Here is a 26,462-nt window from a genome sequence, read left to right as displayed (position 1 = left end):
TGGGCTCCAAGTCTAGCCGACCGATGCGGCGGGGTCTGGCCGATGGCGGCGCCTGTGCTAACCAGGGGACGGGAGCTGACCGGAGGGGGGAATGGCGCCGGGGCTGGCGGCGAGGGCCGGGACGATGCTCGTGCGGCCCGCGCGGACGTGGGACGTCGTGGCGGACGAGCCGGCCGACGCGCGCGAGCTGATGGCTCGCCATGTGGCGCCGCTCGCGGCCATCCCCGCCGCCTGCGGCGCGCTCGGCAGCCTGGTGTTCGGCTTCCGTCTGGCGGAGGTGGGCCTGCGTCAGAGCCCGGTGGCGGTCCTGGCCAAGGCCGTGGCCGGCTACGGCCTGACGCTGGTCTGCGTCTGGCTCGTGGCGCGGTTCGTGGCCCCTTAGCGCTCGCCTAGGTAGACCCGCTCCGCGCGGGGACTGAGGCGCACCAGAATCTCGTGGGCGACGGTGCCGGCGGCCTCGGCCAGGTCGTCGAGCAGGGCATGCGGCCCGATCAGCTCCACATGCTCGCCGATGGCGACGTGCGCGTCGTCCAGTTCGACCACCAGCAGGTCCATGGTGACGACGAGGATGCGGCGCAGGGCGCCGGCGCACCAGGCGTGGGCGCGTCCCTTGGCTGCGCGGATGATCCCGTCGGTGTAGCCGGCCGCCACGACGGCCACGCGGGTCGGGCGTTCCGCCGTGAAGGCCTCGCCGTAGCCGACCCGATCTCCCGGCTTGAGGTTGCGGATGTCCACGATCGGGGCGCTTAGCGTCGCCACGGCCTTCAGGCGCCCGTCCGGCCGCTCCAGCGGACCGCCGCCATACAGGCTGACGCCCGGCCGGATCACGTCGCCGTGGTAGCCGGGCCCCAGGAAGACGCCGGCTGAAGCCGCCAGGCTGGCGCGCGCCCCGGGAAGCAGGGCCCGGGCCGCCTGAAAAGCCTCGAGCTGGCGGGCGCTGCGCGGGTCCTCGGGCTCCGAGGCCGAGCCCAGGTGGCTCATCAACAGGACGACCTCGAGGCCGCGCAAGGCCCCCGGCGCATCGGCCAGCGCGCGGGCCTCGGCGAATGTCAGACCCTGGCGGTTCATGCCGGTGTCGACGTGCAGGACGACCTGCTTGGGCCCCGTGGCGGCGGCCCAGGCCGTGGCGGCCGAGACCTGGGGCAGGGTGGAGAGCACGGGCGTGAGGCCTGCGGCGTCGAACCGGGGCGCGGTCCCGGTCAAGAGGCCGTCCAGGACGTAGATGGCGGCCGGCCTGTCGGCGCCCAGCGCCGCCCGCAGCGTCTCACCCTCGTCCAGGCGGGCGACGAAGAAGGCGCGCGCGCCCTCGGCCCAGAGGCGCCGCGCCACCGGGCCTGCGCCCAGGCCGTAGCCGTCCGACTTCACCACGGGCGCGGCCTCGGTCCCCGGCGCCTCGGCCCGCAGGACGGCGAAGTTGTGGGCCAGGGCGTCGAGGTCGATCGTCAGGCGGGCCCGGGTGGGGTCAGGCATCTAGTGGGGATCGTAACGGCCGGACTGGGCCAGGTTGCCGAACTTGGTCGTGTCGGAGTTGAACGACAGCTTCACCGTGCCGATGGGGCCGTGGCGCTGCTTGCCGATGATGAGTTCGGCCAGGCCCTGCACCTGGTCCATCTGCTCCTGCCACTTGAAATGCTCCTCGGTGCCTTCCCGGGGCTCCAGGCGGCTGAGGTAGTACTCCTCGCGGTACACGAACATGACCATGTCGGCGTCCTGTTCGATCGAACCGGATTCCCGCAGGTCGGAAAGCTGGGGCTTCTTGTCCTCCCGGTTCTCGACCTGCCGGCTGAGCTGGCTGAGCGCCAGGACCGGCACGTTCAGCTCCTTGGCCAGCGCCTTCAGGCCCTGGGTGATCATGGAGACCTCCTGCACCCGGTTGTCGGGGCCGCCGGCTCCGGTCGTGATGAGCTGCAGGTAGTCGATGATGATGAGGTCGAGGCCGACCATCCGCTTCAGGCGGCGGGCCCGGGCGGTGAGCTTGGCCAGCGTGATGCCGCCGGTGGCGTCGATGTAGAGGGGGGCCTCCTGGATCTCCATGGCCGCGTCGCGGACGCGGCCGAACTCCATCGCGTCGATCTCGCCCTTGCGGAGCCGGTCGCCCGAGACGCCCGAGGCCTCCGCCAGCAGGCGCATGGCGAGTTGCTCGGCGCTCATTTCCAGCGAGAAGAACGCCACCACGCCGCCGCGGACCGTCTTCCTCGATCCGTCCGGCTGAGGCTCCCAGGCGTAGTTGCGGGCCACGTCGAAGGCGATGTTGCAGGCCAGCGACGTCTTCCCCATCGAGGGGCGGGCGGCCAGGATCATCAGGTCGGACGGGTGCATGCCGCCGATCTTCCGGTCGAGGTCGATGAGGCCCGTGGAAAGGCCCGCGAGGCCGCCGTCGCGGCTGTGGGCCTCGGCGGCCATGGCCAGGGCGCCCTGCAGGGCGTCGGAGAAGGCCACGAAGCCCTGGGAGACGCCGCCGGTCTCGGCCAGTTGGTAGAGCTGCTGCTCGGCGGCCTCGATCTGCTCCTGGGCGTTGAGTTCGGCATCGCCGGCCTGGGCCTGGGCCGCGATCTCGCCGCCGATGCGGATGAGGTCCCGGCGCAGCGCCAGGTCGTAGATCGCCCGCGCGTAGTCCGGAGCATTGGCGGCCGGCGGGGCGCGGTCCACGAGGTCGGCCAGGTAGCGGACACCGCCCAGCTCCTCGAAGGCCGGATCGCGGGCGAACTGCTCGGCCAGCAGGATGGGCTCGGCGAGCTGGCCCTTGCGGATGTGGGTTTCGATGGCGGCGTAGAGCCGCTGGTGGAAGGGCTCGAAGAAGTGCCGGGCCTGGAGGTTGTCGCCCAGGCGCTCGAAGGCCGCGTTGTCGAACAGAAGGGCGCCCAGCAGCGCCTGCTCGGCCTCGATGTTCGCGGGGGCGTGGGTGATGGCCACGTCCTGCGAGACGGGCCGCAGATCGAGGGTGGGGACGATCGACATGCAGCTATCGATAGCGGGACGGACGCCGGCGATCATCGGGCGAGGTGTCGCGGCCGGCTGTCGTCCCCAGGAGTTTTCTGAACCTGTGGATGGAAGCTTCGCCGCGCCTCAGGGCGACGTCACCTGGACCCAGGGGAGTCGCGCCGCGCCGAAGGCCGACACGGGCGCGTCCGTGCGCCGGCCGCAGCTCTCGCAGTGCGCCAGCCGGTCCACTTGGCGCGGCCCTGGGCCTCGAACCGGACGGCGCCGCACAGACAGCGGCCGAGACGAACACTCCGCGTCATGGCCGAAGTCTAGAAGCAAAACGGCGCGGGGCGAAGGCCCCGCGCCGTAAGCTGTCCGACGCTCAGGCGTCAGGCGATCACCAAGAGTAGGACACCCGGCCGTAGACGTAGCGGCCCGAACGCCCGAACGGCGAGTAGTTCGAGAACGGGGTGTTCGAGGTTGTGTTGAGCGCCGCCGGCGTCTTGGTCGGATATTCGTCGAAGACATTGTCCGCGCCCAGCGTCAGACGGACCTGCTCGGTCACGCTCCAGCGCGCCTCGAGGTCCAGCAACGTGGCCGAGTCCAGCTTCAGGTCCTGGGCGGCCGTCGTGCCGGGGCTGAGCACCGAGCCGTAGCGGGTGGCCCGGACGGTGGCGCCGAAGGGCCCCATCTGCCAATCCACCGAACCCGACAGCTTGGAGTCGGGCGTGCCCTCCTCGAAGGTCAGCACGTTCACGCGGTCGAACAGCACCGGCGCCGGGTTGAGGGCCGAGAGCTGGGCCGTGGTCGGCACCTTGGTCACGTCGGTGGAGTTGAAGTTGGCCGCCGCCGTGAAGTTGAACTCGCCGGCGGTGTCGGTGCGCAGCTTGTAGTTGGCGACGATATCCACGCCCTTGGTGGTGGTGTCCACGCCGTTGATGAAGAACCGGCCGCCGCCAATGCCCACGAAGCCCTGTGAAATCAGGTAGTTGCGGACATTGGTTTGCGTCAGGTTTTCGGAGAGGACGATGCGGTCCTCAACCTCGATGCGGTAGGCGTCGATGGTGATGTTCAGGTCGCCGAGCCGCAGGACGGCGCCCACGGCGTAGTTCACCGACTTCTCGGCGTCGAGCGGCTGGGCGCCCAGCGCCGCCGCCACCGGCGAGGTGGCGGGGAAGGTGGTGATGTCGAACGGCACGCCGTTGATGAAGTTGGTCGAGGTGGCGGTGAAGTACTGCTGCTGCAGCGACGGCGCGCGGAAGCCGTTCTGGATCGAGGCGCGAAGCGCGAAGGCGTCCGTCACGTCGAAGCGGGCCGCGAGCTTGCCGGTGACCGTCGAGCCGAAGTCCGAGTAGTCTTCGGCCCGCACCGCGGCCGAGGCCAGGAAGCGCTCGGTCAGGTTGGCTTCCAGGTCGAGGTAGGCGCCGACCGAGTGGCGGTGCTTGTCGACCTCGTTGTCCGGTCGGAAGCCCGGGAACACCTGGGCGCCGGACGGCGTCGGCTGGCCGTTCAGCAGGACGCCGCCGTTGCGGTAGGAGTCCGGCTCGCCGGCGAAGATCTCATAGCCCTCGCGGCGGACCTCGACGCCCGCGGCCACGTTCAGCGGCGAGGCCAGGCCGACTTCGAACTGGCGCACGGCCGAGGTGTTGAAGACGAGCTGGTCGTACTTGAATCCGCCCGCGTCGAAGACCGTCTTGCTGGTCGGCCCGATGGACCGGTTCAGCGTGTTGCGGATGGTGAAGTCCATCTTGTTGGAGCCATAGACCAGCGAGGTGTCCATGTTCCAGCCGGCGAGCTTCCACGTGGTCCCGCCCGCGACGGAGAAGTCCTCGACGGTCGGATTGATCAGCGGCAGGAAGCCGTTCGGATAGATCTGGATGATGTTGCGGTCGTCCAGAGCCCGGCGGAAGAATCCGGCCGACGTGGAATCCCGGTTCTGGTAGCTGGCCCAGCCGTACAGCGAGACGTCGTCGCTGACGTCGTAACCGGCGTTGGCGAACAGGGTGTACTGCTTGATATCAGGCTCACCGTACCAGGCGTTGTAGCGGTCGATGGTCGCTTCGCGAGGGTCGAACGCGCCGTTCACCAGGGGATACTGCTGGCGCCAGTCGGGCGCGGTGCGGATGGTCTTGTTCTGGTCGAGATACTCGCCCGCCAGTGTCAGGAAGCCGTCGGCGCCCAGGGGCAGGCCGATCCAGCCGTTGAGGTTGATCGTCTCGCCATCGGTGCGGTTGTACTTGGCCTTGTCGGCCACCGTCCAGTTGGCGCCGGTGGGCGTGGCGCCCACCAGGGTCGAGACGGTCGTCACGCGTGCACCGTAGGTGGCGGTGAGATTGCCGCCCTTTGAGGCCTCGCGCAGACGCAGGTTCAGCACGCCGGCGATGGCGTCCGAGCCATACTGGGCCGAGGCGCCGTCGCGCAGGACTTCGATCGACTGCACGATCGCCGAGGGAATGGTGTTGAGGTCGACGGCCGAGGAGCCGCGGCCGACCGTGCCGTTCACGTTCACCAGGGATGCGGAATGGCGGCGCTTGGAGTTCACCAGCACCAGCGTCTGGTCGGGCGCGAGGCCCCGCAGTGTGGCCGGACGGACCGTGTCGGTGCCGTCGGCGAGGCCCGGCCGCGGGAAGTTGTACGACGGCAGGGTGACCGACAGGGCCTGATTGACCTCGGTGACGCCGGCGCGGGTCAGCGCGTCCTGGCTCACCACGTCCACCGGGGCCAGCGATTGAAGTCGCGTGCGGCCTTCCGTGCGGGTGCCGGTGACGATGACTTCCTCGATCTCGCCGGAGGTCTGGGCGGCGGCGCCGCCGGCCCACAGGGTTGCGACCGACGCGGCCGCGAAAAGGATGTGTTTGAAATTCATGCGTTCGCCCCCTCTGGCCCACCGGAGGATCCCGCATCGGGCCTTGGTCAGACGAAGCTAGGAAGCGTTGCTTTTGACGGAAATGACAAATCTGCAACAGCGGCGGCAAAACGGCGCGGGAGGAGCCCTCCCGCGCCGCATGCCTTACCCGGAACGGGCGATCAGGCTTCGGTGAATTCCGTCGCCAGTTGGCCCGCGCCGCCTTCGAGAAGGTCGGCGGCGGCCTCTTCGGCGGCCAGACGCTCTTCCTCGAACTGCGAGCTGATCACGTTCTCGCCGCGCGCCTGGCGGTCGGCTTCGTCCTGGCTGCGGGCGATGTTCAGGGTGACGGTGACCGTCACTTCCGAATGCAGCCGCACCTTCACCTCGTGCAGGCCGAGCGTCTTGATCGGCTTGTCCAGCACGACCATCGAACGTTCGATCTTGCCGCCCTCGGCATTGACCGCGTCGGCCACGTCGCGGCCCGCGACCGAGCCGTACAGCTGGCCGGACTCGCCCGCCTGGCGGATCAGGATGTAGGACGTGCCGTCGAGCTTCTCGCCGGCCTTCGCCGCGGCTTCCTTGGCCTTGGCGTTGCGGGCTTCGATCTCGGCGCGCTGGGCTTCGAAGACCTTGAGGTTCGCCGCGTTGGCGCGGAGCGCCTTGTGGCGGGGCAGGAGGAAGTTGCGGGCGTAGCCGTCCTTGACGTTGACGACGTCGCCGAGGCCGCCCCAGCCTTCCAGCCGTTCGAGCAGAATGACTTTCATCGGTGCGTCCCCCTTACTTCACGACGTAGGGGAGCAGCGCCAGGAAGCGGGCGCGCTTGATGGCCTTGGCCAGTTCGCGCTGCTTCTTGGCGGACACCGCGGTGATGCGCGACGGCACGATCTTGCCGCGCTCGGAAACGTAGCGCTGCAGGAGCTTGACGTCCTTGTAGTCGATCTTCGGGGCGTTGGCGCCGGAGAACGGGCACACCTTGCGGCGGCGGAAGAACGGACGGCGGGCGCCGCCGGCGGGAGCGCCGGCCGCAGCGGCCGGGGCCGTGGAGGTGTCTTCGGACATGCGAGAGCCTCCCTTTCCTAGAATTGCGGGGCGTCGTCGCGGCGTTCGCGGTCGCGATCGCGGCGGGCGAGGATCGGGGAGAGCTCGAGGTCGAGTTCGTCCACGCGCACGGTCATGTAGCGCAGCACGTCTTCGTTGATCGACAGCTGGCGTTCCATCTCCTTCACCGCATCGGCCGGAGCGTCGATGGCGAGGAGGGAATAGTGACCCTTGCGGTTCTTCTTGATCCGATAGGTGAGGTTGCGCAGACCCCAGTATTCGATCTTGGCGACGGAGCCGCCGCCTTGCTCGATGAGCGCCTTGAGTTGGTCGTTCAGGGCTTCAGCCTGTTGCGGCGAGATGTCCTGCCGCGAAATGACCACGTGTTCGTAGAGGGCCATATGTCCTTCTTCCAGTTGGGAGGGCGGCGCGTCCGGCGGCGGAAGGTCCGCCGGAAACGATGGCTCTCAGCGCGGCGGCCGGGGGTGTCCCGGCCCATTCGCGTTCCGCGTGAGACCGCCTTCCGTGAAGAGGCGCGCAAATAGGCGAAAACCCCCGGAAGAGCAAGGGATTTCGCGGTTGCGTGCTATGGGGGCTTGGAGGACCGTTGCAGTCGGGCGAGGGGGATTCGGATCATGTTCAAGACGACGCTGGCCGCCTGCGCGGCCCTGGTCCTGGCGGCGGCGCCGGCGGCGGCCGAGCCCTCGGCGCGCTCGTTGGAGCTCGCGCGGCGCTACGTGAAGGCGCTGCACATGGAGAACACCGTCGGCACGATGATGGGCAACATGGCGCCCATGATGCTGGACCGGCTGGCCCAGCGCCTGAACGCCCAGGTTCATCCGGAACTGAAGACAGCCTACGCCGAAGCCGTGGAGGAGACCACCCGGGCCATGACGCCGAAGATGATCGACGCCATGCTGCCGGCGCTGGCCGAGACCTTCACCGAGGCCGAGCTGGAGGCGGCGGTGAACTACTACGAAAGCGCGGCCGGCCAGTCGCTGATGGCGAAGATGCCGGCCTACATGGCCCGGGCCACGCCGGCGGTGATGGCGCTGACGCCGGAGCTCGAGGCGGACCTGGAGGCCCGCCTCTGCAAGAAGATCGCGTGCGAGACGGCGCCCGCGCGCTGACCGCCTAGTTCTTTGCCGTCTTGAACGCCTTCACGGTCGCCAGCGTCTCGCTGACGTGTTCGGAGGGGTCCATCTTCGAATAGACGTGCAGGATCTTGCCGTTCGGCGCGATGACATAGGACGTCCGGTCGGACCAGTCGGGCTTCATGGCCAGGATCGCGTCGTACTGCCTGGCGATCTTGGCGCCCGGATCGGCGGCCACCGGGAACTTGCCCGAGCACTTGTCGGTGTCGGCCGAGATCTGCTGCAGCTTGTCGAGGTTGCCGGCCGTGACGCCGATCACCGTCGCGCCCTGGGCGGCGAACTCGGGCATGGCGTCGGCGAACATCTTCGCCTCGATGTTGCAGCCCTTGGTGTCGGCGGCCGGGAAGAAATAGAGCACCACAGGCCCCTTCTTCCGCGCCTGGGCGAGCGAGAAGGTGAGGGACTTTCCGGCCTGGAAGCCCGGGGCGGTGAAGTCGGGCGCGACATCGCCCGCCTTCAGCGCGGCGAGGGCGGGCGTGGCGACGAGCGCGCTGAGCGCGACGGCGGCGGCGAGGCGGTGCATGGCGGTCTCCGGTGTGGCTCCACTCCCCTGGTACGGTGGAGCCTGCCGGACGGATGCTATGCGCGGCTCAGGCGAAGAGGAAGTCCTCGGCGTCGAGCGAGCTCAGCTTCACGCCCATCAGGGTGAGCGTGCTGCCGTTGTCGAAGGTGAAGACCACGCCGAACGACTTCTGGACGCCGTGCTGCATGAGCGAGGTGAAGTCGCCGACGGCGGCCGGCGAGATCTGGATCACGTCGCCCCCCTTCCACTCGCAACGCCGGCCGTGCTGGTGGTGGTCGTCGTCGCGGCTGTTCCCGCCGGAGCCCCAGCTCCAGGGCCAGCCCCAACCCGAGTTGGAGCCCCATCCGTGGTCGTCGCGGTCGCAGCCGTCGTCGCAGTCCCACTTGCCCGACTGGAAGTCAACGATGACGTCGTTCCCGAAGGTCTCGCCGAACACGAAGACGTCGTCGCCGTCCCCGCCCTCCAGCCGGTCGTCGCCCTCGCCGCCGGACAGGACGTCCTTGCCCGAACCGCCGTCGAGCGTGTCCTTGCCCGCGCCGCCCTCGAGCCTGTCGTTTCCGGCGTCGCCGTAGAGCTTGTCGTCGCCGCGGCCGCCCGAGACCGTGTCGTTCCCCCAGTCGCCGCTGATGGTGTCCGCGCCGCTGTCGCCGTTCAGGGTGTTGGACCGGAAGTCGCCGCAGATGCGCTTGCCCAGCGCCGCCACGCCGTTGATCGTGAAGGTGACCGTCTGAGCCGACGACGACGCCTCGCCGTCGCTGACCTGGTACTGGAACGTGACGACGCGCTTCGAGCCAACTGGGATGTCGAGGTCCGACGCCTTGGGCTCGACGTAGAACGTTCCGTCGGGATCGAGGGTCACGCCCTCTGGCAGGGCGCCCACGGCCTTGTAGGTGAGGGCCTGGCCATCGGGATCGGTTGCGGTCAGGTGGCCGATGAAGGTGGCGTCCGCCTTGCCTGAGCCCGTGAACCCCTGGGCCGTCGGGGCGCGGTTCTCCTGGATCACCAGGTTGTCGAACAGCGCCAGGCCCGAGCCGCCCTCGGCGTACCACTGGAAGGCCAGCAGGCCGCCGTTGAATGCGCCGGGCAGGTTGGCCGTCTGGAAGCCCGAGGATGCGTCGGTCTGGAACGACCAGGTGACGGTGGAGCCGTCGCTCTTGTAGCCGATAAAGTTGATGGTGACGGCGGACGAGCCGGGGATCGGATCGCCCGCCGGCGTGAAGCCCGTCCAGCGAAAGCCGTCCAGTTGCACCGTCTTCACGCCGAACGCCTTGCCGTCGAGCTTCTCGACGGTCGCGGTGTCCGTGGTGTTGTGGATGAAGATGTAGTCGCCGGTGCCGAGGTCGGAAACGCTCAGGCCGCCCCAGAACGAGTCCGGGGCGTTGGTCGACGTGGAGAAGCGGAAGCCGCTCTCCTCGTAGCTGTTGAACGCGCCGTCAGGCACGCTGTCGAACGTGATGGTCGTCGGCATGGGCTCGTCCCTTGCTAGACCGGCCGGTTAGCCGAACAGGAAGTCGCCGTCCTTGAGCGACGACTTGAGGAGGTTGAGCAGCGTCAGGGTGTGCTGCGCCCCGTCTTCGCCCTGGTAGACGATGACGACGTCCTTCCCGACCTGGGTGGCGTGGCTCAGGACCCCGCCGAAGGTGCTGTCGGCGCCGAACATCGCCGGGTCGAAGCGGATCTGGTCGTTCTTGGGATCGAAGTCGGTGATCACGTCGTCGCCGGACCGGGCGTCGAAGATGAAGAGGTCGTTGCCGTTCTCGCCGGAGAGCGTGTCGTTCCCTTCGCCGCCGACAAGGGTGTCCTTGCCGTTGCCGCCGAACAGCACGTCGCGGCCCGTTCCGCCGAGCAGGAGGTCATGGCCGTTGTCGCCGCACAGGATGTCGTCGCCCCCGCGGCCTTCCAGCGTGTCGTTCTGGTTGTCGCCGCACAGGCTGTCGGCCCCGCCCGCGCCCACCAGGTAGTCGGGATGGACCGTGCCGCACTGGGCGAAGCCGGGGGCGGTGACGCCCTGCAGCGTGTAGCTCACGGTCTGGACGTCGGAGAACGCCTCGCCGTCGCTGACGCGGAACTGGAACGTCACGGTCCGGCTCTGGCCGGTGGACAGCTCGGCGTCCGAGGCGAGCGGCTGGACGTAGAACGTGCCGTCCGGGTCAAGGGTCACGCCTTCCGGCAGGTCGCCGACGGCCTGGAACACCAGCGCCTGCCCGTCGGGATCGCTGGCGGTCAGGTGGCCGATATAGGTCTGGATGGCGGAGCCGGAGCCGGCGAAGCCGTCGGCCTCGGGGGCGCGGTTCTGCTGGAGGACAAGGTTGTCGAACAGCGCCAGGCCCGAACCGCCGTCGGCGTACCATTGGAAGGCCAGCAGGCCGCCCGCGAAGGTCGAGGGCAGGGCGACGGTCTGGAATCCGGACGCGGCGTCGGTCTGGAAGAAGGCGGTGACCGTCGAGCCGTCGTTCTTGTAGCCGATGAAGTTGATGGTGACGGCCGAAGAGCCGGGGATCGGGTCGCCCGCGGGGGTGAAGCCGGTCCAGCGGAAGCCGTCCAGGTACACCGAGGTCACGCCGAAGGCGCCGCCGTCGAGCTTGTCGACCGTCGCCGTGTCGGTCGTGTTGTGGATGAAGATGTAGTCGCCGGTGCCGAGGTCCGAGACGCTCAGGCCGCCCCAGAACGAGTCCGGCGCATTGGTCGAGGTCGAGAAGCGGAAGCCGGCTTCCTCGTAGCTGTTGAACGCGCCGTCAGGCACGGCGTCGAACGTGATGGTCGTCGGCATCTCAGAACGGCCCCCTTGACCCATCGTGGTACAGTTCGGACCTGCACCACACAATGCGGCGCCCCTCGGGCGCGAATTTCACCGGTCCCAGCAAGAGCCGGGCCGCACCATCAGTTGTACGCCGCCGAGACGTTGAACACGCCGCTGTAGGCGCCCGACACGGTGGAACTGGTCAGGGTCAGAGACCCGCCGACCGAGAAGGTGTAGCTGCCTTCCATGCCCATGATGGAGGTGAGTGTCGGCGTGCCGCTCACCGTCTTCGTGGTGGTCACCGTCAGAGTCTCGGACCCGCCCTCGCGGGTCATCACCACCGACGTCGGCACGGTGATCGACACCGCCCGGCCCCCTTCGCCCGTCACGGTGTAGTTCGCGCGGGACGGGGAGGGGACCGGCAGGGCCACGGCCGTGCCGGTGAGGCTGCGCAAGCCGGTGGCGGCGTTGATGGTGACGGTGCTGGAGCCGCTGTCCGGCCGCACGACCTTGCCGAAGGCCAGGTCGCTGTTCTTTGTGATCGACAGCGACCGATAGACCGTGGCTGTCCCGGTGCCCGTTGTCGTGACTGTGTTGCCGGATCCGTTCGGGACGAGGGTGATCACGAACTGGGATTGGGCCGAGCCCGTGGAGCCGCCCGTGTCGTCGCCCTTGATCGGGAAGTCCATCCCGACGTTGAAGGTCTTGGAAGAGTTCTTGCCGATGGCCCCGACGGTGAAGGTGCGCGGGTTGGCGCCGCTCTCGCTGGAGATGATGCTGCCGGAAAGGTCGAAATTGGTCATCGCCCCGGCGCGCCCCGTGGGCGACCCCACGCTGGAGATCGTGCCGCTCAGCGTGCGGCTGTTGCATTGGTTCTGGTTGCCGCAGGTGACGGTGACGGTGACCTGGGAGCTTCCGGTCGAGGTGCGGGCGCCGGTCCCGCTGATCTTGGTGATCGCGCCGCTGGTGCTGACCTGGAATACGGTGTCGCCGCTGTCGCCGGCCGTGACATTGCCCAGCGCAGGTCGGGATCCGGTGATCCCGATGCCGAACTTCTGCGCTTGCGCGATGCTCGCAACGCCGAGCCAAGCGAACAGAAATACTGTCCACTCAAGCAAAGGTTGCGGCCGCTTCTCGGAATGGTAGAGCATTTCGCGCGAACAATCCAATCTACTCAACCAATAGCGTGAACGTCAGAGCTTTCCAACTCGCTTAGCTGCGCGTCTTCTTCTTGGGCGCGCGGCTCGAACATCACTTCCCCCTGGACGTCGGCCCCGAAGCCGCTGTCGCTTTTCACGACCACGGCGATCGGCTTGGTGAGGCGCATCCGAAGGCGCTTGGCCTGGTCGGGATCGAGCTCCACCCGGTAGTTCCCGAGCGGCACGCCGGAGAAGATGGCGGTGCCGTCGAATTCGGTGCCAGCCTCGAAGGTCCGGCCCCGTTCATCGGTCATCACGAGGCGGGCGGCGGCTAGGCCCACGGCGCTCCCGTCAGGCCGCCGGAGCACCAACCGGACGATGACGTCGCCCGTCGGCTGGATGGGATATTCCACCTGGATGGTGGCGCCCGCCCGGGGACGCAGATCGAGCGTGGTCGGCGGGGTCTTCACCGATGCGGCCTCCACCTGATCGAGGCCGACCGTCAGGCGGGCGGTGGGTCCGGAGCCTATCCCAGGCACGAACGCGCGGCCCTGGGCGTCGGTCACGGCCCTCTGAATGCCGCCCTCGACAGTGATGTCCTTGACGGGTTCCTCGCCCGGATCGAACACCCCGTTGCCGTTGTCGTCCATGAAGGCGTGGAACAGAACGCTGCCGCCCGACCCTGGGCCTGGGCGGGTCATCTCGTAGCCGCCCTTGGCGGGGTTGTGGTTAAGGCCGAAGCTGAACTGGGCGCCCAGCCTCCAGCTCTGGTCGCGGTTGCTGTAGTCGCCACTGATGGCGAGGTCGCCGAACCGGAGGCGGTGGATGCTGGCCAGGGTGAAGTTGGTGGCGTCGAGCTCGTCCAGGGGCTGGCCCACGCCCAGGCGCACCGCCCAGTTCGGCGTGAGGTCGCGGTCGGCGCTGACGGCCAGGGTGCGCGCCGCCAGCTCGGGCAGGATGTCGTAATCCAGGGTGGCGCGGAGCTGCCAAGCGTAGTCGCGATAGGTCGACGCCGCCAGGAAGCCGGTGAGGCGGTCCTGGGTCGTCGACTGGGTTTCCGTCCGCTCGTATTCCAGGCCCGCGGACGCCAGCACGCTGCCTATCGTGCTCGAGGCGCGGAACGAGCCGGTGTAGGTGAGGCTGTTGTCCTCGTACGCGTAGCGGGCGGCGCGCAGGGAGACGGGGATGATCCGGCCGGCGAACTCGAGGCTGGCGTCCGCCGACACCTCGGTCCTCTGACGCGTCGGCCGGGTGAAGTCGAAGCCGGGACCGTTCTCGTCCAGGAAGCCGCCGCGGAACTCCGCGTGCCTGAGAACGATCGAGGCGCCCCCGATCTGTCCCGCCAGACCGAGGAAGCCCGCCGCGCCCCCCCGGTTGTCGGTGGCGGCGTCCAACTGGGTGGCGAAGCCGAAGAGCGAGGTCCGGACGCCCAGGTTGTAGATCTGGCGGTACGCGTCGTCTTCCTCCGGAACGAGGGCGGCGCCGGCGGCGACGGTGATGACCGAGGTGAGGCCGTAGTTCAGGGCGGCCACGGCGCGCAGGCCCCCCTCGGTGCGGGCCGGCGTCCCGCCTCCGCCGTTCACCTCGATGACCTCGCGTTCCTGCTCGACCGCGCCGAACTCGAAGGTGGCTTCGCCGCGCGCCAGCATGCCGCCGCCGACGTTGATGATGCGGGTCTCCTCGGTGCGTTCGCCCCGGGGGCCGTAGGTGACGATGCGGACGACGTTCACGCCCGGCGACAGCGGGACGTTGAGGAACTCGTAGCGGCCCTTGGCCGGGGTGTTCTGGCCGCTGCGCAGGACGTCGTTGATGTAGAGCTCGACGTCATAGCCGAGGGGCAACTCGCCACGGAGGTCGATTCGGTTGAAGACGTTGGTCTGGTCCAGGGGCACGGTGGAGATCGCGACGCCACGCCCGCCCAGGCCCCGCGGGCCCAGCGAGAGGCTTGGCGTATAGACGTCGCCGGCGCTTACCACCCGGGCCTTGAGAGGGCCGAGGAGCCGCCCTTCGATGGACCGGCGTTCGAAAAGCACCCGGGCGCTGGACGGCCGGCCGGCCTCGTCCGAGCCGAGGTAGCCCTGGAAATTGCCGTAGAGGAGATCCGCGGCCGCCCTGACGTCGTAGCGCAACGGCGTATGGGGCTTCTCGGTCTGGGCGCCGGTGGCCAGCTGGACGTCGAAAGCCGGAAGGCTGACGAGCCGGTAGGGGGAATTCACCACCAGGCTCTCGTTGGCGTTCTGGGCGAGATTTCCGCCAAGGCCGCGCAGACGGGCCATCCGCTCCTGCCGGGCCTGGATGGGCAGGGGCTCCTCGGCGGAAATCTTGATGGCCAGGGCCTCGGGGTTAACCTCGAACTTCATCGGCAGGAGCCGTTCCGCCGCCGAGGCCTTTATGTAGACCTCGCTCGCCGTGACCGCGATGTCGTCGGGTGAGAGCTGGACCGAACGGGCGCCCTCGCGGGCCGTGCCGGTCTTCAGGTCGATGATCAGGGACCGCCGGGCTTCTCCTATGCGGCCGACGACGCGTCCCTCGGCCGGCAGGACGTCCACGTCCATTTCCAGCAAGCGGGTCAGTTCGCCGAGGGGCAGGTGCGGGTCGGTCGTGTCGCCGTAGGCGGCCAGGCCGTCGGTCAGGGTGAGCTGGTCGAGCTCGACCGAGAAGAGGATCAGATTGGCAGGGTCGATAACGGCATTATTCGGCTGAATCTGCGCGCCAGCCGGCGCCGCTGTAGCAGTGCTCTCAGCCGCCAGTCCGGTCGAGGCGGCAAGAAGCGAGAGCGCTGCTGGAACGGTTGAGACGATCCATCTACGGCGCTTGGACGGTCGCAAGCAACTTGCCCGGGGACGAGTCGTCGTCGGTGAACGTCACCTCGAGCTTCTCACCGGGCGCGGGCGCCCGCGTCAGCGGAACGCGCATGGTCCGGCGGGAAATCTCGGGATAGACCCCGACGCCGCGCGCGACGCCGATAGGCTCCCCCCGCTTGCCCGCGGAACGGACCTCGACGTTGCCAAAGAGAGAGTTCGCGCCGACGCGCACCAGATCGAAGGCCATCACGGGGGTCCGTTTAGGCTCGCTGCGACCGTCGGGGGAGAGTTCCACGTACTCAATATGGGCGTTGTCGATGCTGGCCCGCACATCGGGCGGTGTGACCCGCACGATGGCCGGAATGCTGAGCCCGAAGATCGAGGTGATCTGGAAGCGCAGCTCGTTGGACCCGCCCCGGGCGACGTCCTCGGCCGTCGTGCCGGCGCTCGGCGGCGGGATGGTGGTCACCGTGAGGTGGCTGCGGTACTCGCCGGTCGCATCCGCCGGAACCGCGCCGACGCGCAGACGGATCGTCTGCCCCTGGCCGGGCGCCAGCGTGGCGCGCCTGGGCGACACCAGCAGCATGTCCTTGGCCGAGGCGACCTTGTCGATGATGGGCTTGGCGTCGGGATTGTTCGCCGCCTCGGACACCGCGACAATCTGTCCGTCAGGGAGCATGGCCCGATCGACGAGGGTGATGTCGAACGTCGCCGGAGCCGTGCCCTGGTTGAAGATGTAAACCGTCGCGCTCCGCTGCTGGGGACTGAACGTGACCCGCTTGGGCGTGATGTTCAGGTTGGCGCCGACCGTCGTGACCGACACCGGCGGCGGCGCGGGTTGTTCCTGGGCGTCAGCGGCGCTGACGACCGAAACCAGGGCGAGGGCGGGGAGGAGAGCTAGGCGTTTCAATTGTACTGAACCACAACCACGAGCATGCCCTCATACGGGCCCGGAACCAGGGCGCCGCCCGACGCGAACGTCAGCGCTCCCCCGATGTCCACGCTCATCGTGTTGCCGTTCAGGATGGCGCCGCCGAGAACGACATCGCCACTGCCGATTCCGAATTCGGCGTTCGTATTCGTCTTGACGGTCAAGGTTTCCTGGCCCCCGCTTCGGACGACCGTGAAGCTTTCAGGAACGGTCGTCGAGACAACGTCCCCAGGTTGACCGCGAATGGTTAACTGCGCGTTGCCCGGCCCGGAGGACCGCACGACCGTGGTCTGACTGCTGGTTGAACCGAGCGCCCCGGAACCTGTGATGGCTCTGGACGTCACGACAGGGGCCACGGAGACGGCCGGCAGGGTGAGGTTGTTGCCCAGGTCGATACCCGCCGCGGGTTCGATGCGCGCGTGGGCGTTGGCCTCGGAGGTCACCGCGAAGACGACAGCCTGCGCTTGGGGGGCGCCGAGGGACGCCAGGGTCAGGCCGAGGATCAACGCGCGCTTCATGACGGGGGGAGGCCCTGGAAGCTGAAATGGGCGGGTCGGAGGCGCGGAGCCTCCGACCCGGATACTGGATCAGTCGTACTGGACGGTGAGGGTCACGGTGCCGGTGTAGTCGCCGGCCGCCGTGGCGTTGCTCACGTTGAACGAGCCGCCGACGTAGATCGTCTGGTCGGTGGTGCCGCTCGTGGCGCTCAGCGAAGCCGTCGGGCTCAGGGAGGCGATGCCGCCGCTGAAGGCCGCCGACACGGTGTAGGCCGCGTTGCCCGTCACGTCGAACTGGGCGGTCTGCGACGAACCCGTCGTGAAGGCCCCCGAACCAGCCGAGGTCGTGGCGCCCGAGGTGGCCGCCAGCGTGACGGCGACCGGCGTGGCGCTGGTCGGACGCAGGATCGTGCCGAACTCCAGGTCGCGCTGCTTGGTGATGGTGATCGGCGCGATGATCTTGGCGTGCGCGGCGGCGTCCGACGTCACGGCCGGACCCGTGGCGGCGTGCGCGGCGCCGGCCAGAGCGGTCAGGGCCGCCGTGGCGATGAGGAGGTTGCGAATGCTCATATGTAGGTCCCCAGGAGGATGTGTTTCAATTTGGTACGCGTGAGCTTGTCCAACCAACGCCTTGCAAGGGGTGAGCCCGCTACATTGAGCCCGCCGTGCTATTCAGGGTCTCTCAGTTGTCCCGCCCGCTTTTACCGAAAGTTATCCAAGACGGCCCTTTAGGCCAGGATCGCGGAACTGGTCAAGCTTATCGGGGATGGCTCGTACCCAAATTGGGTTGTTCGATGGTAGAAAAGCCCCGTTTTCGGCGCCAGATTAAGAAATGACATACTCAAGCGAGTATTTCATCACTGGGGCGCACCCATCGGTTGCGTGTGGGGCGCCATCTGGACGTGTGGGAGCGTCCCTCGGCGAAACCTTCTCGCCATCAAAAGTTGTGGATGCAATCGAAAGTATAATTCTTCGCCTCGAAGGATATCGAAGCGGCCGAGTCCCAAAAGGGGCAAGACGGCAGAAGACAGGACGGCGATATATTGAACGGGACGGTCGACGAGAGCGAGGGCGGAGCCGCCGATGCGGCGGATCGGTTCGCGCTGCGCCGCTTGTTCGAGCGCGTGCGCGCGCACGTCGAGATCACCGAGACCCGCGGCCGCGAGAGCTCGGAGCCCCGACGCGCGGCCCGCGAACTGGAGCACGTGGCGGGCGAACTCGCCCGCGTGGCGGATGACCTGGCGAGGCGGCTGGCGCGCGCAGATGACGATCGTGTCGCGGCCCTGCGGGCGCTGGCGGGGGACGTGGCCGACCGCGCCGGACGGTTGGACGCCCTGGCCGCCGCCGGCGCGATCCGGCTGCAGGATCGGCTGGATGGCGTCGTCGAGAGGCTGGCGCAATGGGAAGCGGCCGCGACCGGCGCCGACCGGAGCCTGGGCCAGGCGCTCGAGCAGCGTCTCGGCGCCGACGAGATCCGCCGGCGGCATGAGATCGCCGGACTGACGCCTCCGGTCCACGAACGCGAACCCCGCCGTCCGCACGATCGGTCGGAGGCGCCGTTCTCGAACCCTTCAATCCGAGGAGCGCAGCCGCCCCGGCGGTCATCCCGATCCGCGGCGTTCCTCATGTCGGCCGGGGTCGCGTGCCTGGGGCTGGCCACGCTTGCGGTTGTCCTCGAACCACCGTTCCCCCGCCACGAACCGCTGGCGGGGAAGGGGACGCCGCTCGTGCTGCGAGGACCTATCCTGGTCGAGCCGCCGCGTTACGCCTACGCGCCGGATCTGTCCGTACCGCCCCCGCCGGCCGAGCCGGAACACCCTGACGCCGCCACGCCGAAGGATCTGGCGGCGGTGATGCGGGACTTCGAGGCGGGGCGCCCCGGCGCGCTGAGCGCGCTTCGGGCCAAGGCGACCGCAGGCGATCCCCGGGCGCAGATGTATCTCGCGCGCCAGTACGAGACCGGGCGCGGCGGCGTTCCGGCCGACCCCGTGCAGGCGCGGCAGTGGACGACGCGGGCGGCCGACGCCGGGGACCCTGTCGGGATGCACAACCTGGCTCTCTACTACCTCCAGGGGCGGGGAGGGCCGCGCGACGACGCGGCGGCCGCCCGGCTGCTCCGCAAGGCGGCGGCGGCCGGCGTTCCCGATTCACAGTTCAACCTCGGCCTGCTCTACGAGACCGGGGCGGGCGTAGAGCGTAACCTCGTGGAGGCCTACAAGTGGTTCCAGATCGCCGCCAACAGCGGCGACCTGAAGGCCAGGGCGCGGGCGATCGCGCTCGAGGACCGTCTCTCGCGCAAGGAACTGGCGTCAGCCGACCGGGACGCTCAGCGCTTCGCGGCCGGGCGCGGAGCGCCTGCGGAGACTCCGCTCATCCCCGGCGCGGAGACGGTGGCCGAGGCGCAGCGGAAGCTGGCCCGCATGGGGCTCTACATCGGCCCCACCGACGGCCAGGAGACGCCGGCCTACCGCCAGGCCGTGGAGGCGTTCCGGCGGAGCGAGCCGATGCAGCCCGAGGCCATCGGGCTGTTCACGTCCGGCTCATAGGTCGGGCCGGACCAGGATCTTCACGTGGGCCTCGGGGTCGCCGAGCGCCTCGAACGCCCCGGCCACGCCCTCAAGCCCCACCGACCCGGTGACGAGGTGGGAGACGTCGATCACGCCCTCCGCCAGGTTGTGGAGGGTCTGCGCGAATTCCACGGGTGAGTAGCCGAACACGAAGGTGAGCTCGATCTCCTTGGTGACGGCGATGGAGGGCTCGATGCGGTCGCTCTCCATGCAGACGCCGGCCACGACGACCTGCGCGCCGGCGGGCGCCGCTTCGATAAGGGACTGGAGCACGCCCGGCGCGCCGACGCACTCAAAGACCACCGGGCGCGCGAAGCTGCCGCCCATCATCTGGATCATGCTCTGGGCCGCGCGGCTCGTCGGCACGCCCAGGGCCTCCCAGCGGGCGTGCGGCGACTCCACGGCCGGATCGATCACGATGTCGGCCCCCAGCCGCTCGGCGGCGGCGCGGCGGCGGGGGGAATAGTCCGCCGCGATCACGGGCCCGTGGCCGGCGGCCTTCAGGGCTCCGATGACGGCGAGGCCTACGGGGCCGCAGCCCACCACCAGCGACACCGATTTCGGCTCCAGCCGCGCCTTGGCGACCGCATGGGCGCCCACCGCGAAGGGCTCGGTCAGGGCCGCCTGGTCGGTCGGCAGGCCGTTCGGCACCTCCAGCAGCATGGCCTCGGTCAACAGCATGCGCTCCGAGAACCCGCCCGGCAGCCGGTTGGAGAAGCCCAGCAGCTCGACCCCCTGCGCGGTCATCACTGCGGGCATGCTGACGACGCGGGTTCCGGGCTTCAGGGTCTTCTGGGCTCCCGGTCCGTGGTCGAGAATCTCGGCGCAGAACTCGTGGCCGAACACCGTGTCGGCGCGCGGGTCGAAGCCGCCGTCCATGCCGCCCGCCCGTCGCGACAGGTCGACCATGTGCTCCATGTGATGCAGGGCGTGCAGGTCCGAGCCGCAGATCCCGCAGGCCAGGGTCTTCACCAGCACCTGGCCCTCGGCCGGGACCAGATCATCGATCTCGTCGCAGACGAGCTGCTTGTTGCGCCGGACGACGGCCTTCATGCGTATCTCTCCCCAGGGCGGCTCTGACGGCCGCGTGTCGCGTTCTTGTCCAGCCTAGACTAATCCCCTAACCCTCGCGCCTCGGAATCAGCAACGAGCGGAGCCTCTCGATGAGCCTCGCCTTCATCTTCCCCGGACAGGGCAGCCAGGCCGTCGGCATGGGCCAGGACCTGGCCCAGGCGTTCGCCGCCGCCCGCGAGGTCTTCGAGGAGGTGGACGAGGCGCTGAAGCAGAAGCTGTCGGTCCTCATGCGCGACGGGCCCGAGGACCAGCTCACCCTGACCGAGAACGCCCAGCCGGCGCTGATGGCCGTGAGCGTGGCGGTCATGCGGGTGCTGGAGCGCGAGTTCGGCGTCACCGTGGACAAGGCCGCCTTCGTCGCCGGCCACAGCCTGGGTGAATATTCCGCGCTCGCCGCCGCGGGCGCGATCAGCCTGCCGGAGACGGCGCGCCTCCTGAAACTGCGCGGCCAGGCCATGCAGCGGGCGGTTCCCGTCGGGCAGGGGGCGATGGCCTCCCTCATCGGGCCCAGGACCGACCTGGCGCTGGCCGAGGAAGCGGCCAAGGCGGGGGCGGAGGTCGGCGTCTGCGTCGTCGCCAACGACAACAACCAGGGCAACGTCGTGATCTCCGGCGCCAAGGCCGCGGTGGACCGCGCCATCGAGAAGGCCAAGGAACTGGGCGCGCGGGCCATCCCGCTGAACGTCTCGGCGCCCTTCCACTGCCCGCTCATGCAGCCGGCCGCCGACGAGATGGCGCAGGCCCTGGCGGCCGCGACCATCCTGACGCCCCGGGCCCCCGTGGTGGCCAACGTCACCGCGCGGCCGACCAACGATCCCGAGGCGATCCGCCGCCTGCTGGTCGAGCAGGTCACCGGCCGCGTCCGCTGGCGCGAGAGCGTGAGCTGGATGGCGGACGAGGGCGGCGTGACCCGCTTCGCCGAGGCCGGCGCCGGCAAGGTGCTGTCGGGCATGGTCAAGCGGATCGCCCCCGACGCCGAGGCCGTCCCGCTGAACGGCCCCGCCGACCTCGAAGCCTTCGCCAAGACCCTCTAGAGGCCCCAAGATGTTCGAACTGACCGGCAAGACCGCCCTCGTCACCGGGGCCACCGGCGGCATTGGCGCCGCGATCGCCAAGGCCTTCCACGCCCAGGGCGCCCACGTCGTCCTCTCGGGCACCCGCGAGGCGGTTCTGCAGGAGCTGGCGGCCGAGCTGAGCGAGCGGACCTCGGCCGTCGCGGCCAACCTCTCCGAACCCGCCGCCGTGGACGGGCTGATCGAGGCGGCCGAGGCCGCGGCGGGCGCCCCCGTCGACATCCTGGTGGCCAACGCCGGCATCACCAAGGACGGCCTGTTGCTGCGCATGAAGGACGAGGACTGGGACGCCGTCCTGAAGGTCAACCTCGAGAGCTACTTCCGTCTCTGCCGCGCCGCGGTGAAGGGCATGATGCGGCGCCGTTCGGGCCGGATCATCGGCGTCACGTCGGTCGTGGGCGTCACGGGCAATCCGGGCCAGGCCAACTACGCCGCCTCGAAGGCCGGCATGATCGGCTTCTCCAAGGCCCTGGCCCAGGAGGTCGCCACCCGGGGAATCACCGTGAACTGCGTGGCCCCAGGGTTCATCGAGAGCCCCATGACCGACGCACTCAACGAGCAGCAGCGCGCCCAGATCCTGTCGACGATTCCCGCCGACCGGCTGGGTACGGGGAACGACGTGGCCGCCGCCTGCGTCTACCTCGCCAGCGCCGAGGCGGGCTACGTCACCGGCCAGACGCTTCACGTGAATGGCGGCATGGTGATGATCTGAGGCTCGCCAAGGCCGTCGGGAACATGCTACGCGGCGGCCGAACCTGATCACCAAAGCGGCGGTTGACTTCGAGGTCGCCGTCGTCGATGCAAGCACCTGACTAAGCCCTGAGGGACCTACCTAATGTCCGACGTCCTTGAACGCGTCCGTAAGATCGTCATCGAACACCTCGACGCCGATCCCGAGAAGGTCACCGAGAAGGCCAGCTTCATCGACGACCTGGGCGCCGACAGCCTCGACAACGTCGAGCTGGTGATGGCCTTCGAAGAGGAATTCGACATCGAGATCCCGGACGACGCGGCGGAGCATATCCAGACCGTCGGCGACGCCGTGAAGTTCATCCAGGAGCGCCTCGGCGCCTAAGGCGCTCGAATCGCTAGAGAATTCGACCGCCGCGTCGCTTAGGGCCTCAACTCCCGAAGCCGCGGCGGTTTTCGTTTGAGGATCGCCCATGCGTCGTGTCGTCGTCACCGGCATCGGCATCCTGAGCCCCCTGGGCCAGGGAACCGAGCTGACCTGGAAGAAGATCCTGGCCGGGGCATCCGGCGCGGGGAGGATCACAGCTTTCGACACCACCGACTACGCCTGCCAGATCGCCTGCGAGGTGCCGCGCGTGGACGGCCGGGGCGGCGGCGGGCCGGACGTCGAGGGCAGCTTCGACCCGGACGCCATCATGTCGGCCAAGGACCGCCGGCGGGTGGACGATTTCATCCTCTACGGCATCGCCGCGGCCGACGAGGCGGTGCGCGACGCGAACTGGATGCCCGAGGACGAGGAGAGCCGCGAGCGCACCGGCGTGATGATCGGCTCGGGCATCGGGGGCCTCGGCACCATCGCCGAGACGGCCATCGAGCTGCACGAGAAGGGGCCCCGCCGGGTCAGCCCGTTCTTCATCCCCTCGGCGCTGATCAACCTGGCGAGCGGCCAGGTCTCGATCCGCTACGGCTTCAAGGGGCCCAACCACGCGGTCGTCACCGCCTGCGCCACGGGCGCCCACGCCATCGGCGACGCGGCCCGGCTGATCAAGTACGGCGACGCCGACGTGATGGTCTGCGGCGGGGCCGAGGCCAGCGTGGTGCCGGTCGGCATCGCGGGCTTCATCGCCTGCCGCGCCATGGCCACCGCCTTCAACGACACGCCCGAGAAGGCCAGCCGGCCCTACGACAAGGACCGCGACGGCTTCGTCATGGGCGAGGGCGCGGCCGTCCTGGTTCTGGAGGAGCTTGAGCACGCCAAGGCGCGCGGGGCCAAGATCTACGCCGAGGTGGCGGGCTACGGCCTGTCGGGCGACGCCTTCCACATCACCGCGCCCTCCGAGGACGGCGACGGCGGCTTCCGGGCCATGAAGGCGGCCCTGAAGGATGCTGGGCTGCAGCCGGCCGACGTGGACTACGTCAACGCCCACGGCACCTCGACCATGGCCGACGGCATTGAGCTGGGCGCGGTCGAGCGCCTGATGGGCAATTCGGCGCCGGGCAAGGCGATGAGCTCGACCAAGTCGATGACCGGCCACCTGCTGGGCGCGGCCGGCGCGCTGGAGGCGGCGTTCTCGATCCTGGCCATCCGGGACCAGATCGCCCCGCCGACCATCAACCTCGACAACCCCGACGTCGAGACGGTGATGGACCTGGTGCCCCACAAGGCCAAGCCGATGAAGATCGATGTGGCCATGTCTAACAGCTTCGGCTTCGGCGGCACCAACGCCAGCGTGATCTTCAAGAAGTACGCGTGAGCCGCAAGCGCCGCCCGCGCCGGACAGCCCGGAAGGGACGCCGAATGCGGATGCGGCCGGCGGCGCTCGCCCTGATCCTCGCCGCGGGGCTCGTCGTCCTGATGGCGGGCGCGGGCCTGTGGAGCTACCGCGGGCCGGGCCCGAAGGCGCAGGCCGGCGAGGTCACGACCGTGATGCTGGAACGCGGCTCGGGCGTCTCGCAGATCGCCCGCACGCTGGAGCAGGCGGGCGTCATCAGTTCGGCGGGCCTTTTCGTCACCGCCGCCAAACTCTCCGGCGCCACCGCCGAGCTGAAGGCGGGGGAGTACGAGTTCCGATCGCGGACCTCGATGGCTCGCGTCCTGGCCGACATCCGCGCGGGCCGGGTGGTCCGCCACATGGTGACCATCCCCGAGGGCTGGACCAGCGAGATGGCCGCCGAGGCGGTGAACCGGCAGCCGGTGCTGACGGGGACGGCGGTCGCGCCGCCCGAGGGCTCCATCCTGCCCGACACCTACCAGGTCCAGCGCGGCGACGATCGGGAGGCGGTGATCGCCCGCATGCGCAAGGCCCGCGACCAACTCCTGGCCGAGCTGTGGGCCAAGCGCCAGCCGGGCCTGCCGTTCGACACGCCGGAAGAGGCGGTGACCCTGGCCTCCATCGTCGAGAAGGAGACGGCGCTGCCGGCCGAGCGTCCCAGGATCGCGGCGGTGTTCGTCAACCGCCTGCGCCAGGGCATGCGCTTGGAGAGCGACCCGACCATCATATACGGCGTTTCGAAGGGCCGGCCGCTTGGCCGCGGCATCCTCGCGTCTGAGATGGCGGCCGTAACGCCTTGGAACACCTACAGGATCGACGGGTTGCCGCCGACGCCGATCGCCAATCCGGGGCGGGAGGCGCTGGCGGCGGTGCTGAATCCGCCGAAGACCAACGAGCTGTTCTTCGTGGCCGACGGCTCGGGCGGGCACGTGTTCGCCGCCACCTTCGACGAGCACCAGAGGAACGTGGCCCGCTGGCGGCAGGTGGAACGCCAGCGCGCGGCCGCGGCGGCGGGAGGGCGCTGATGGCGATTTCGGGCATGACGGGTTTCGGCCGGGCCGAGGGCGCGCTGGCCGGCTGGTCCTGGGCCGCGGAGGCCCGCAGCGTGAACGGCCGCAACCTGGAGGTCCGCTTCCGCGGGCCGCCGGGCTTCGAGGGCCTGGAGCGCGCCGCGCGCGAGGGGGCGCAGGGGCGCTTCCAGCGCGGCCAGGTGACGGTGGGCGTGCAGGCCAGGCGCGCCGAGGGGGGCGTCGCCGTCCGCATCAACTTCGAGCAGCTCGAACGCTACCTGGCGGCGGGCGAGGCCTATGTGGGCGCGGGACGCGCGGCGCCGCCGAACCTGGACGGCCTGCTGGCGCTGCGCGGGGTGGTCGAGGCCGAGGACGCCATCCAGGATCCGGACGCGCTCGCCGAGCTGGAGGCCGCCATGGCCGCGTCGATCGGTGCGGCGCTGGATGGGCTGCTGTCCGCGCGGCGCGAGGAAGGCGCGAGCCTGCTGCCCGTGCTGATGGGCCAACTGGACCGCATCGCCGAGCTGACGGCCCAGGCGCGTGACACCGCCGCCGGCCAGCCCGCCGTCATCAAGGCCCGCTTCGAGGCGCGGCTCAAGGAACTGGCGGGAGAGGCCGCCAGCGAGGAGCGGATCGTCCAGGAGGCCGCAGCCATGGCGGTGAAGGCCGACGTGCGCGAGGAGCTGGACCGCCTGGCCGGGCACGTGGACGCCGCCCGCGCGCTGTTGTCCGGAGACGGGGCCGTGGGCCGGCGGCTGGACTTCCTGACCCAGGAGTTCATGCGCGAGGCCAACACGCTCTGTTCGAAGTCGGCGCTCGGCGCCTTGACCGCAACAGGCCTCGACCTCAAAGCGACGATCGAGCAGTTCCGCGAACAAGTGCAGAATGTGGAGTAGGCGCCGGTGACCGCTGACGATCATGCGAGGCCCTGGGAGACGACGCGGCGCGGCATGCTGCTGCTGGTTTCGAGCCCCTCAGGGGCCGGCAAGACCTCGCTCTCGCGCCGGCTGGTGGCGGACCACTCGGACCTGACGCTGTCGATCTCGGCCACGACCCGCGCCCCGCGCCCGGGCGAGGAGGAGGGCCGGGAGTACTTCTTCAAGACCCGGCCTGAGTTCGAGGCGATGATCGAGCGCGGCGAATTCCTGGAGTGGGCCATCGTAAACGGCCACTACTATGGCACGCCCAAGGCGCCGGTGATGGCGGCCCTTGAGGGCGGCCACGACGTCCTGTTCGACATCGACTGGCAGGGCGCCCGACAGATCGCCGAGAAGGCGCCGGACGACAGCGTGCGGGTGTTCATCCTGCCGCCCTCGTGGGCCGACCTCGTGCGGCGCCTGAAGGCCCGGGCCCAGGACAGCGAGGAGATCATGCACGCGCGCCTCAAGCTGGGCCGCGAGGAGATCACCCACTGGGCCGAGTACGACTACGTGATCGTCAACAAGAGCTTCGACCGCGCCTACGCGGACCTCGGCCATATCTATCGCGCCGAGCGCATGAAGCCGGGCCGCAACCCCTGGCTTCCCGGGTTCGTCGAAGGTCTGGGGCAGGAGCAGGTCTAGGTGCCTGGTTCCGGTGTATGGGGGACTCAGCTTAGCCGAGTGCTCACACCGGCAGGAGCTCTGGGCCAGATGCTCCGCGGCGGCGCCACGACCACGCACGCCATCCGGGCGGCGATAC

At 69.4% G+C, this 26,462-nt stretch carries 25 protein-coding genes; 10 read left to right on the top strand and 15 right to left on the bottom strand.

From position 1 onward, the window contains the following. Positions 1-91 precede the first annotated feature (91 nt). Positions 92-382 (top strand): hypothetical protein, encoded by a 291-nt coding sequence (locus tag ACK4TT_RS14165; RefSeq protein ID WP_410213246.1) that lies wholly within the window; start codon positions 92-94, stop codon positions 380-382. Here ACK4TT_RS14165 and alr read toward each other — a convergent pair. The 6 genes from alr to rpsF form a co-directional block, all read right to left on the bottom strand. After that, a complete protein-coding gene (alr, locus tag ACK4TT_RS14160) occupies positions 379-1,470 on the bottom strand; it encodes an alanine racemase (protein WP_409640724.1) in 1,092 nt (363 codons plus the stop codon). The genes ACK4TT_RS14165 and alr overlap by 4 nt on opposite strands. Then, the gene (locus tag ACK4TT_RS14155) at positions 1,471-2,958 is read right to left on the bottom strand and encodes a replicative DNA helicase (protein ID WP_409640727.1); all 1,488 of its coding nucleotides are present in this window, start codon (positions 2,956-2,958) and stop codon (positions 1,471-1,473) included. A 361-nt stretch (positions 2,959-3,319) separates the two neighbouring features. Next, positions 3,320-5,788 carry a TonB-dependent receptor plug domain-containing protein gene (locus ACK4TT_RS14150; protein ID WP_410213245.1) on the bottom strand — a complete coding sequence of 823 codons (2,469 nt, stop codon included), beginning with the start codon at positions 5,786-5,788 and terminating at the stop codon, positions 3,320-3,322. 161 nt (positions 5,789-5,949) lie between these two features. After that, on the bottom strand, positions 5,950-6,534 hold the full coding sequence (gene rplI / locus ACK4TT_RS14145) for a 50S ribosomal protein L9 (protein WP_409640232.1): 585 nt from the start codon (positions 6,532-6,534) through the stop codon (positions 5,950-5,952). A gap of 13 nt (positions 6,535-6,547) precedes the next feature. Beyond that, positions 6,548-6,829 (bottom strand): 30S ribosomal protein S18, encoded by a 282-nt coding sequence (gene rpsR / locus ACK4TT_RS14140; RefSeq protein WP_309092396.1) that lies wholly within the window; start codon positions 6,827-6,829, stop codon positions 6,548-6,550. Between the two features lie 17 nt (positions 6,830-6,846). Next, positions 6,847-7,209 (bottom strand): 30S ribosomal protein S6, encoded by a 363-nt coding sequence (gene rpsF, locus ACK4TT_RS14135; protein WP_409640229.1) that lies wholly within the window; start codon positions 7,207-7,209, stop codon positions 6,847-6,849. 234 nt (positions 7,210-7,443) lie between these two features. On the opposite strand from rpsF, the gene ACK4TT_RS14130 reads away from it, so the two are divergent. Further along, positions 7,444-7,938 carry a DUF2059 domain-containing protein gene (locus ACK4TT_RS14130; RefSeq protein WP_410213244.1) on the top strand — a complete coding sequence of 165 codons (495 nt, stop codon included), beginning with the start codon at positions 7,444-7,446 and terminating at the stop codon, positions 7,936-7,938. 4 nt (positions 7,939-7,942) lie between these two features. Here ACK4TT_RS14130 and ACK4TT_RS14125 read toward each other — a convergent pair whose 3' ends face one another. The 8 genes from ACK4TT_RS14125 to ACK4TT_RS14090 form a co-directional block, all read right to left on the bottom strand. Continuing rightward, entirely contained in the window at positions 7,943-8,485 is a 543-nt protein-coding gene (locus tag ACK4TT_RS14125; protein ID WP_409640223.1) for a peroxiredoxin, read from the bottom strand. Between the two features lie 67 nt (positions 8,486-8,552). Continuing rightward, positions 8,553-9,953 carry a calcium-binding protein gene (locus ACK4TT_RS14120; protein WP_410213243.1) on the bottom strand — a complete coding sequence of 467 codons (1,401 nt, stop codon included), beginning with the start codon at positions 9,951-9,953 and terminating at the stop codon, positions 8,553-8,555. Positions 9,954-9,980: 27 nt separating this feature from the next. After that, a complete protein-coding gene (locus ACK4TT_RS14115) occupies positions 9,981-11,255 on the bottom strand; it encodes a calcium-binding protein (protein WP_410213242.1) in 1,275 nt (424 codons plus the stop codon). Positions 11,256-11,365: 110 nt separating this feature from the next. Beyond that, positions 11,366-12,376 (bottom strand): DUF4402 domain-containing protein, encoded by a 1,011-nt coding sequence (locus ACK4TT_RS14110; protein ID WP_410213241.1) that lies wholly within the window; start codon positions 12,374-12,376, stop codon positions 11,366-11,368. A 23-nt stretch (positions 12,377-12,399) separates the two neighbouring features. Continuing rightward, the gene (locus tag ACK4TT_RS14105; protein ID WP_409640214.1) at positions 12,400-15,192 is read right to left on the bottom strand and encodes a hypothetical protein; all 2,793 of its coding nucleotides are present in this window, start codon (positions 15,190-15,192) and stop codon (positions 12,400-12,402) included. Continuing rightward, on the bottom strand, positions 15,170-15,991 hold the full coding sequence (locus tag ACK4TT_RS14100) for a molecular chaperone (protein ID WP_409640211.1): 822 nt from the start codon (positions 15,989-15,991) through the stop codon (positions 15,170-15,172). The genes ACK4TT_RS14105 and ACK4TT_RS14100 overlap by 23 nt, the downstream gene beginning before the upstream one ends. Positions 15,992-16,074: 83 nt before the next feature. Beyond that, on the bottom strand, positions 16,075-16,617 hold the full coding sequence (locus ACK4TT_RS14095) for a DUF4402 domain-containing protein (RefSeq protein ID WP_410213240.1): 543 nt from the start codon (positions 16,615-16,617) through the stop codon (positions 16,075-16,077). Between the two features lie 69 nt (positions 16,618-16,686). Then, the gene (locus ACK4TT_RS14090) at positions 16,687-17,166 is read right to left on the bottom strand and encodes a DUF4402 domain-containing protein (RefSeq protein ID WP_409640205.1); all 480 of its coding nucleotides are present in this window, start codon (positions 17,164-17,166) and stop codon (positions 16,687-16,689) included. A gap of 473 nt (positions 17,167-17,639) precedes the next feature. On the opposite strand from ACK4TT_RS14090, the gene ACK4TT_RS14085 reads away from it, so the two are divergent. Next, a complete protein-coding gene (locus tag ACK4TT_RS14085) occupies positions 17,640-19,142 on the top strand; it encodes a hypothetical protein (RefSeq protein ID WP_410213239.1) in 1,503 nt (500 codons plus the stop codon). Here ACK4TT_RS14085 and ACK4TT_RS14080 read toward each other — a convergent pair. Beyond that, a complete protein-coding gene (locus ACK4TT_RS14080) occupies positions 19,137-20,216 on the bottom strand; it encodes a zinc-binding dehydrogenase (RefSeq protein ID WP_409640201.1) in 1,080 nt (359 codons plus the stop codon). The two genes, ACK4TT_RS14085 and ACK4TT_RS14080, sit on opposite strands and share 6 nt — an antisense overlap. A 110-nt stretch (positions 20,217-20,326) precedes the next feature. Here ACK4TT_RS14080 and fabD point away from each other — a divergent pair, with 110 nt between their 5' ends. The 7 genes from fabD to gmk all read left to right on the top strand — a co-directional run bounded on the left by fabD (position 20,327) and on the right by gmk (position 26,344). Next, positions 20,327-21,271, top strand: coding sequence for an ACP S-malonyltransferase (gene fabD, locus ACK4TT_RS14075; protein ID WP_409640198.1), 945 nt, complete (start codon positions 20,327-20,329; stop codon positions 21,269-21,271). A 10-nt stretch (positions 21,272-21,281) separates the two neighbouring features. Beyond that, entirely contained in the window at positions 21,282-22,022 is a 741-nt protein-coding gene (gene fabG / locus ACK4TT_RS14070; protein ID WP_410213238.1) for a 3-oxoacyl-[acyl-carrier-protein] reductase, read from the top strand. 123 nt (positions 22,023-22,145) lie between these two features. Further along, a complete protein-coding gene (locus ACK4TT_RS14065) occupies positions 22,146-22,385 on the top strand; it encodes an acyl carrier protein (protein ID WP_012522113.1) in 240 nt (79 codons plus the stop codon). An 88-nt stretch (positions 22,386-22,473) separates the two neighbouring features. Continuing rightward, entirely contained in the window at positions 22,474-23,754 is a 1,281-nt protein-coding gene (gene fabF / locus ACK4TT_RS14060) for a beta-ketoacyl-ACP synthase II (protein WP_409640191.1), read from the top strand. A 44-nt stretch (positions 23,755-23,798) separates the two neighbouring features. Continuing rightward, the gene (mltG, locus tag ACK4TT_RS14055) at positions 23,799-24,797 is read left to right on the top strand and encodes an endolytic transglycosylase MltG (RefSeq protein ID WP_409640188.1); all 999 of its coding nucleotides are present in this window, start codon (positions 23,799-23,801) and stop codon (positions 24,795-24,797) included. Continuing rightward, the gene (locus ACK4TT_RS14050) at positions 24,797-25,678 is read left to right on the top strand and encodes a YicC/YloC family endoribonuclease (protein WP_410213237.1); all 882 of its coding nucleotides are present in this window, start codon (positions 24,797-24,799) and stop codon (positions 25,676-25,678) included. Before mltG ends, ACK4TT_RS14050 begins: the two co-directional genes overlap by 1 nt. A gap of 54 nt (positions 25,679-25,732) precedes the next feature. Continuing rightward, a complete protein-coding gene (gene gmk / locus ACK4TT_RS14045) occupies positions 25,733-26,344 on the top strand; it encodes a guanylate kinase (RefSeq protein ID WP_409640235.1) in 612 nt (203 codons plus the stop codon). Positions 26,345-26,462: the final 118 nt, after the last annotated feature.

The sequence above is a fragment of the Phenylobacterium sp. genome (assembly GCF_046463815.1).
GTDB lineage: Bacteria > Pseudomonadota > Alphaproteobacteria > Caulobacterales > Caulobacteraceae > Phenylobacterium.
The sequence above is the reverse complement of the archived record's forward strand: the minus strand, read 5'-3'. Positions and strand labels throughout refer to the sequence as shown.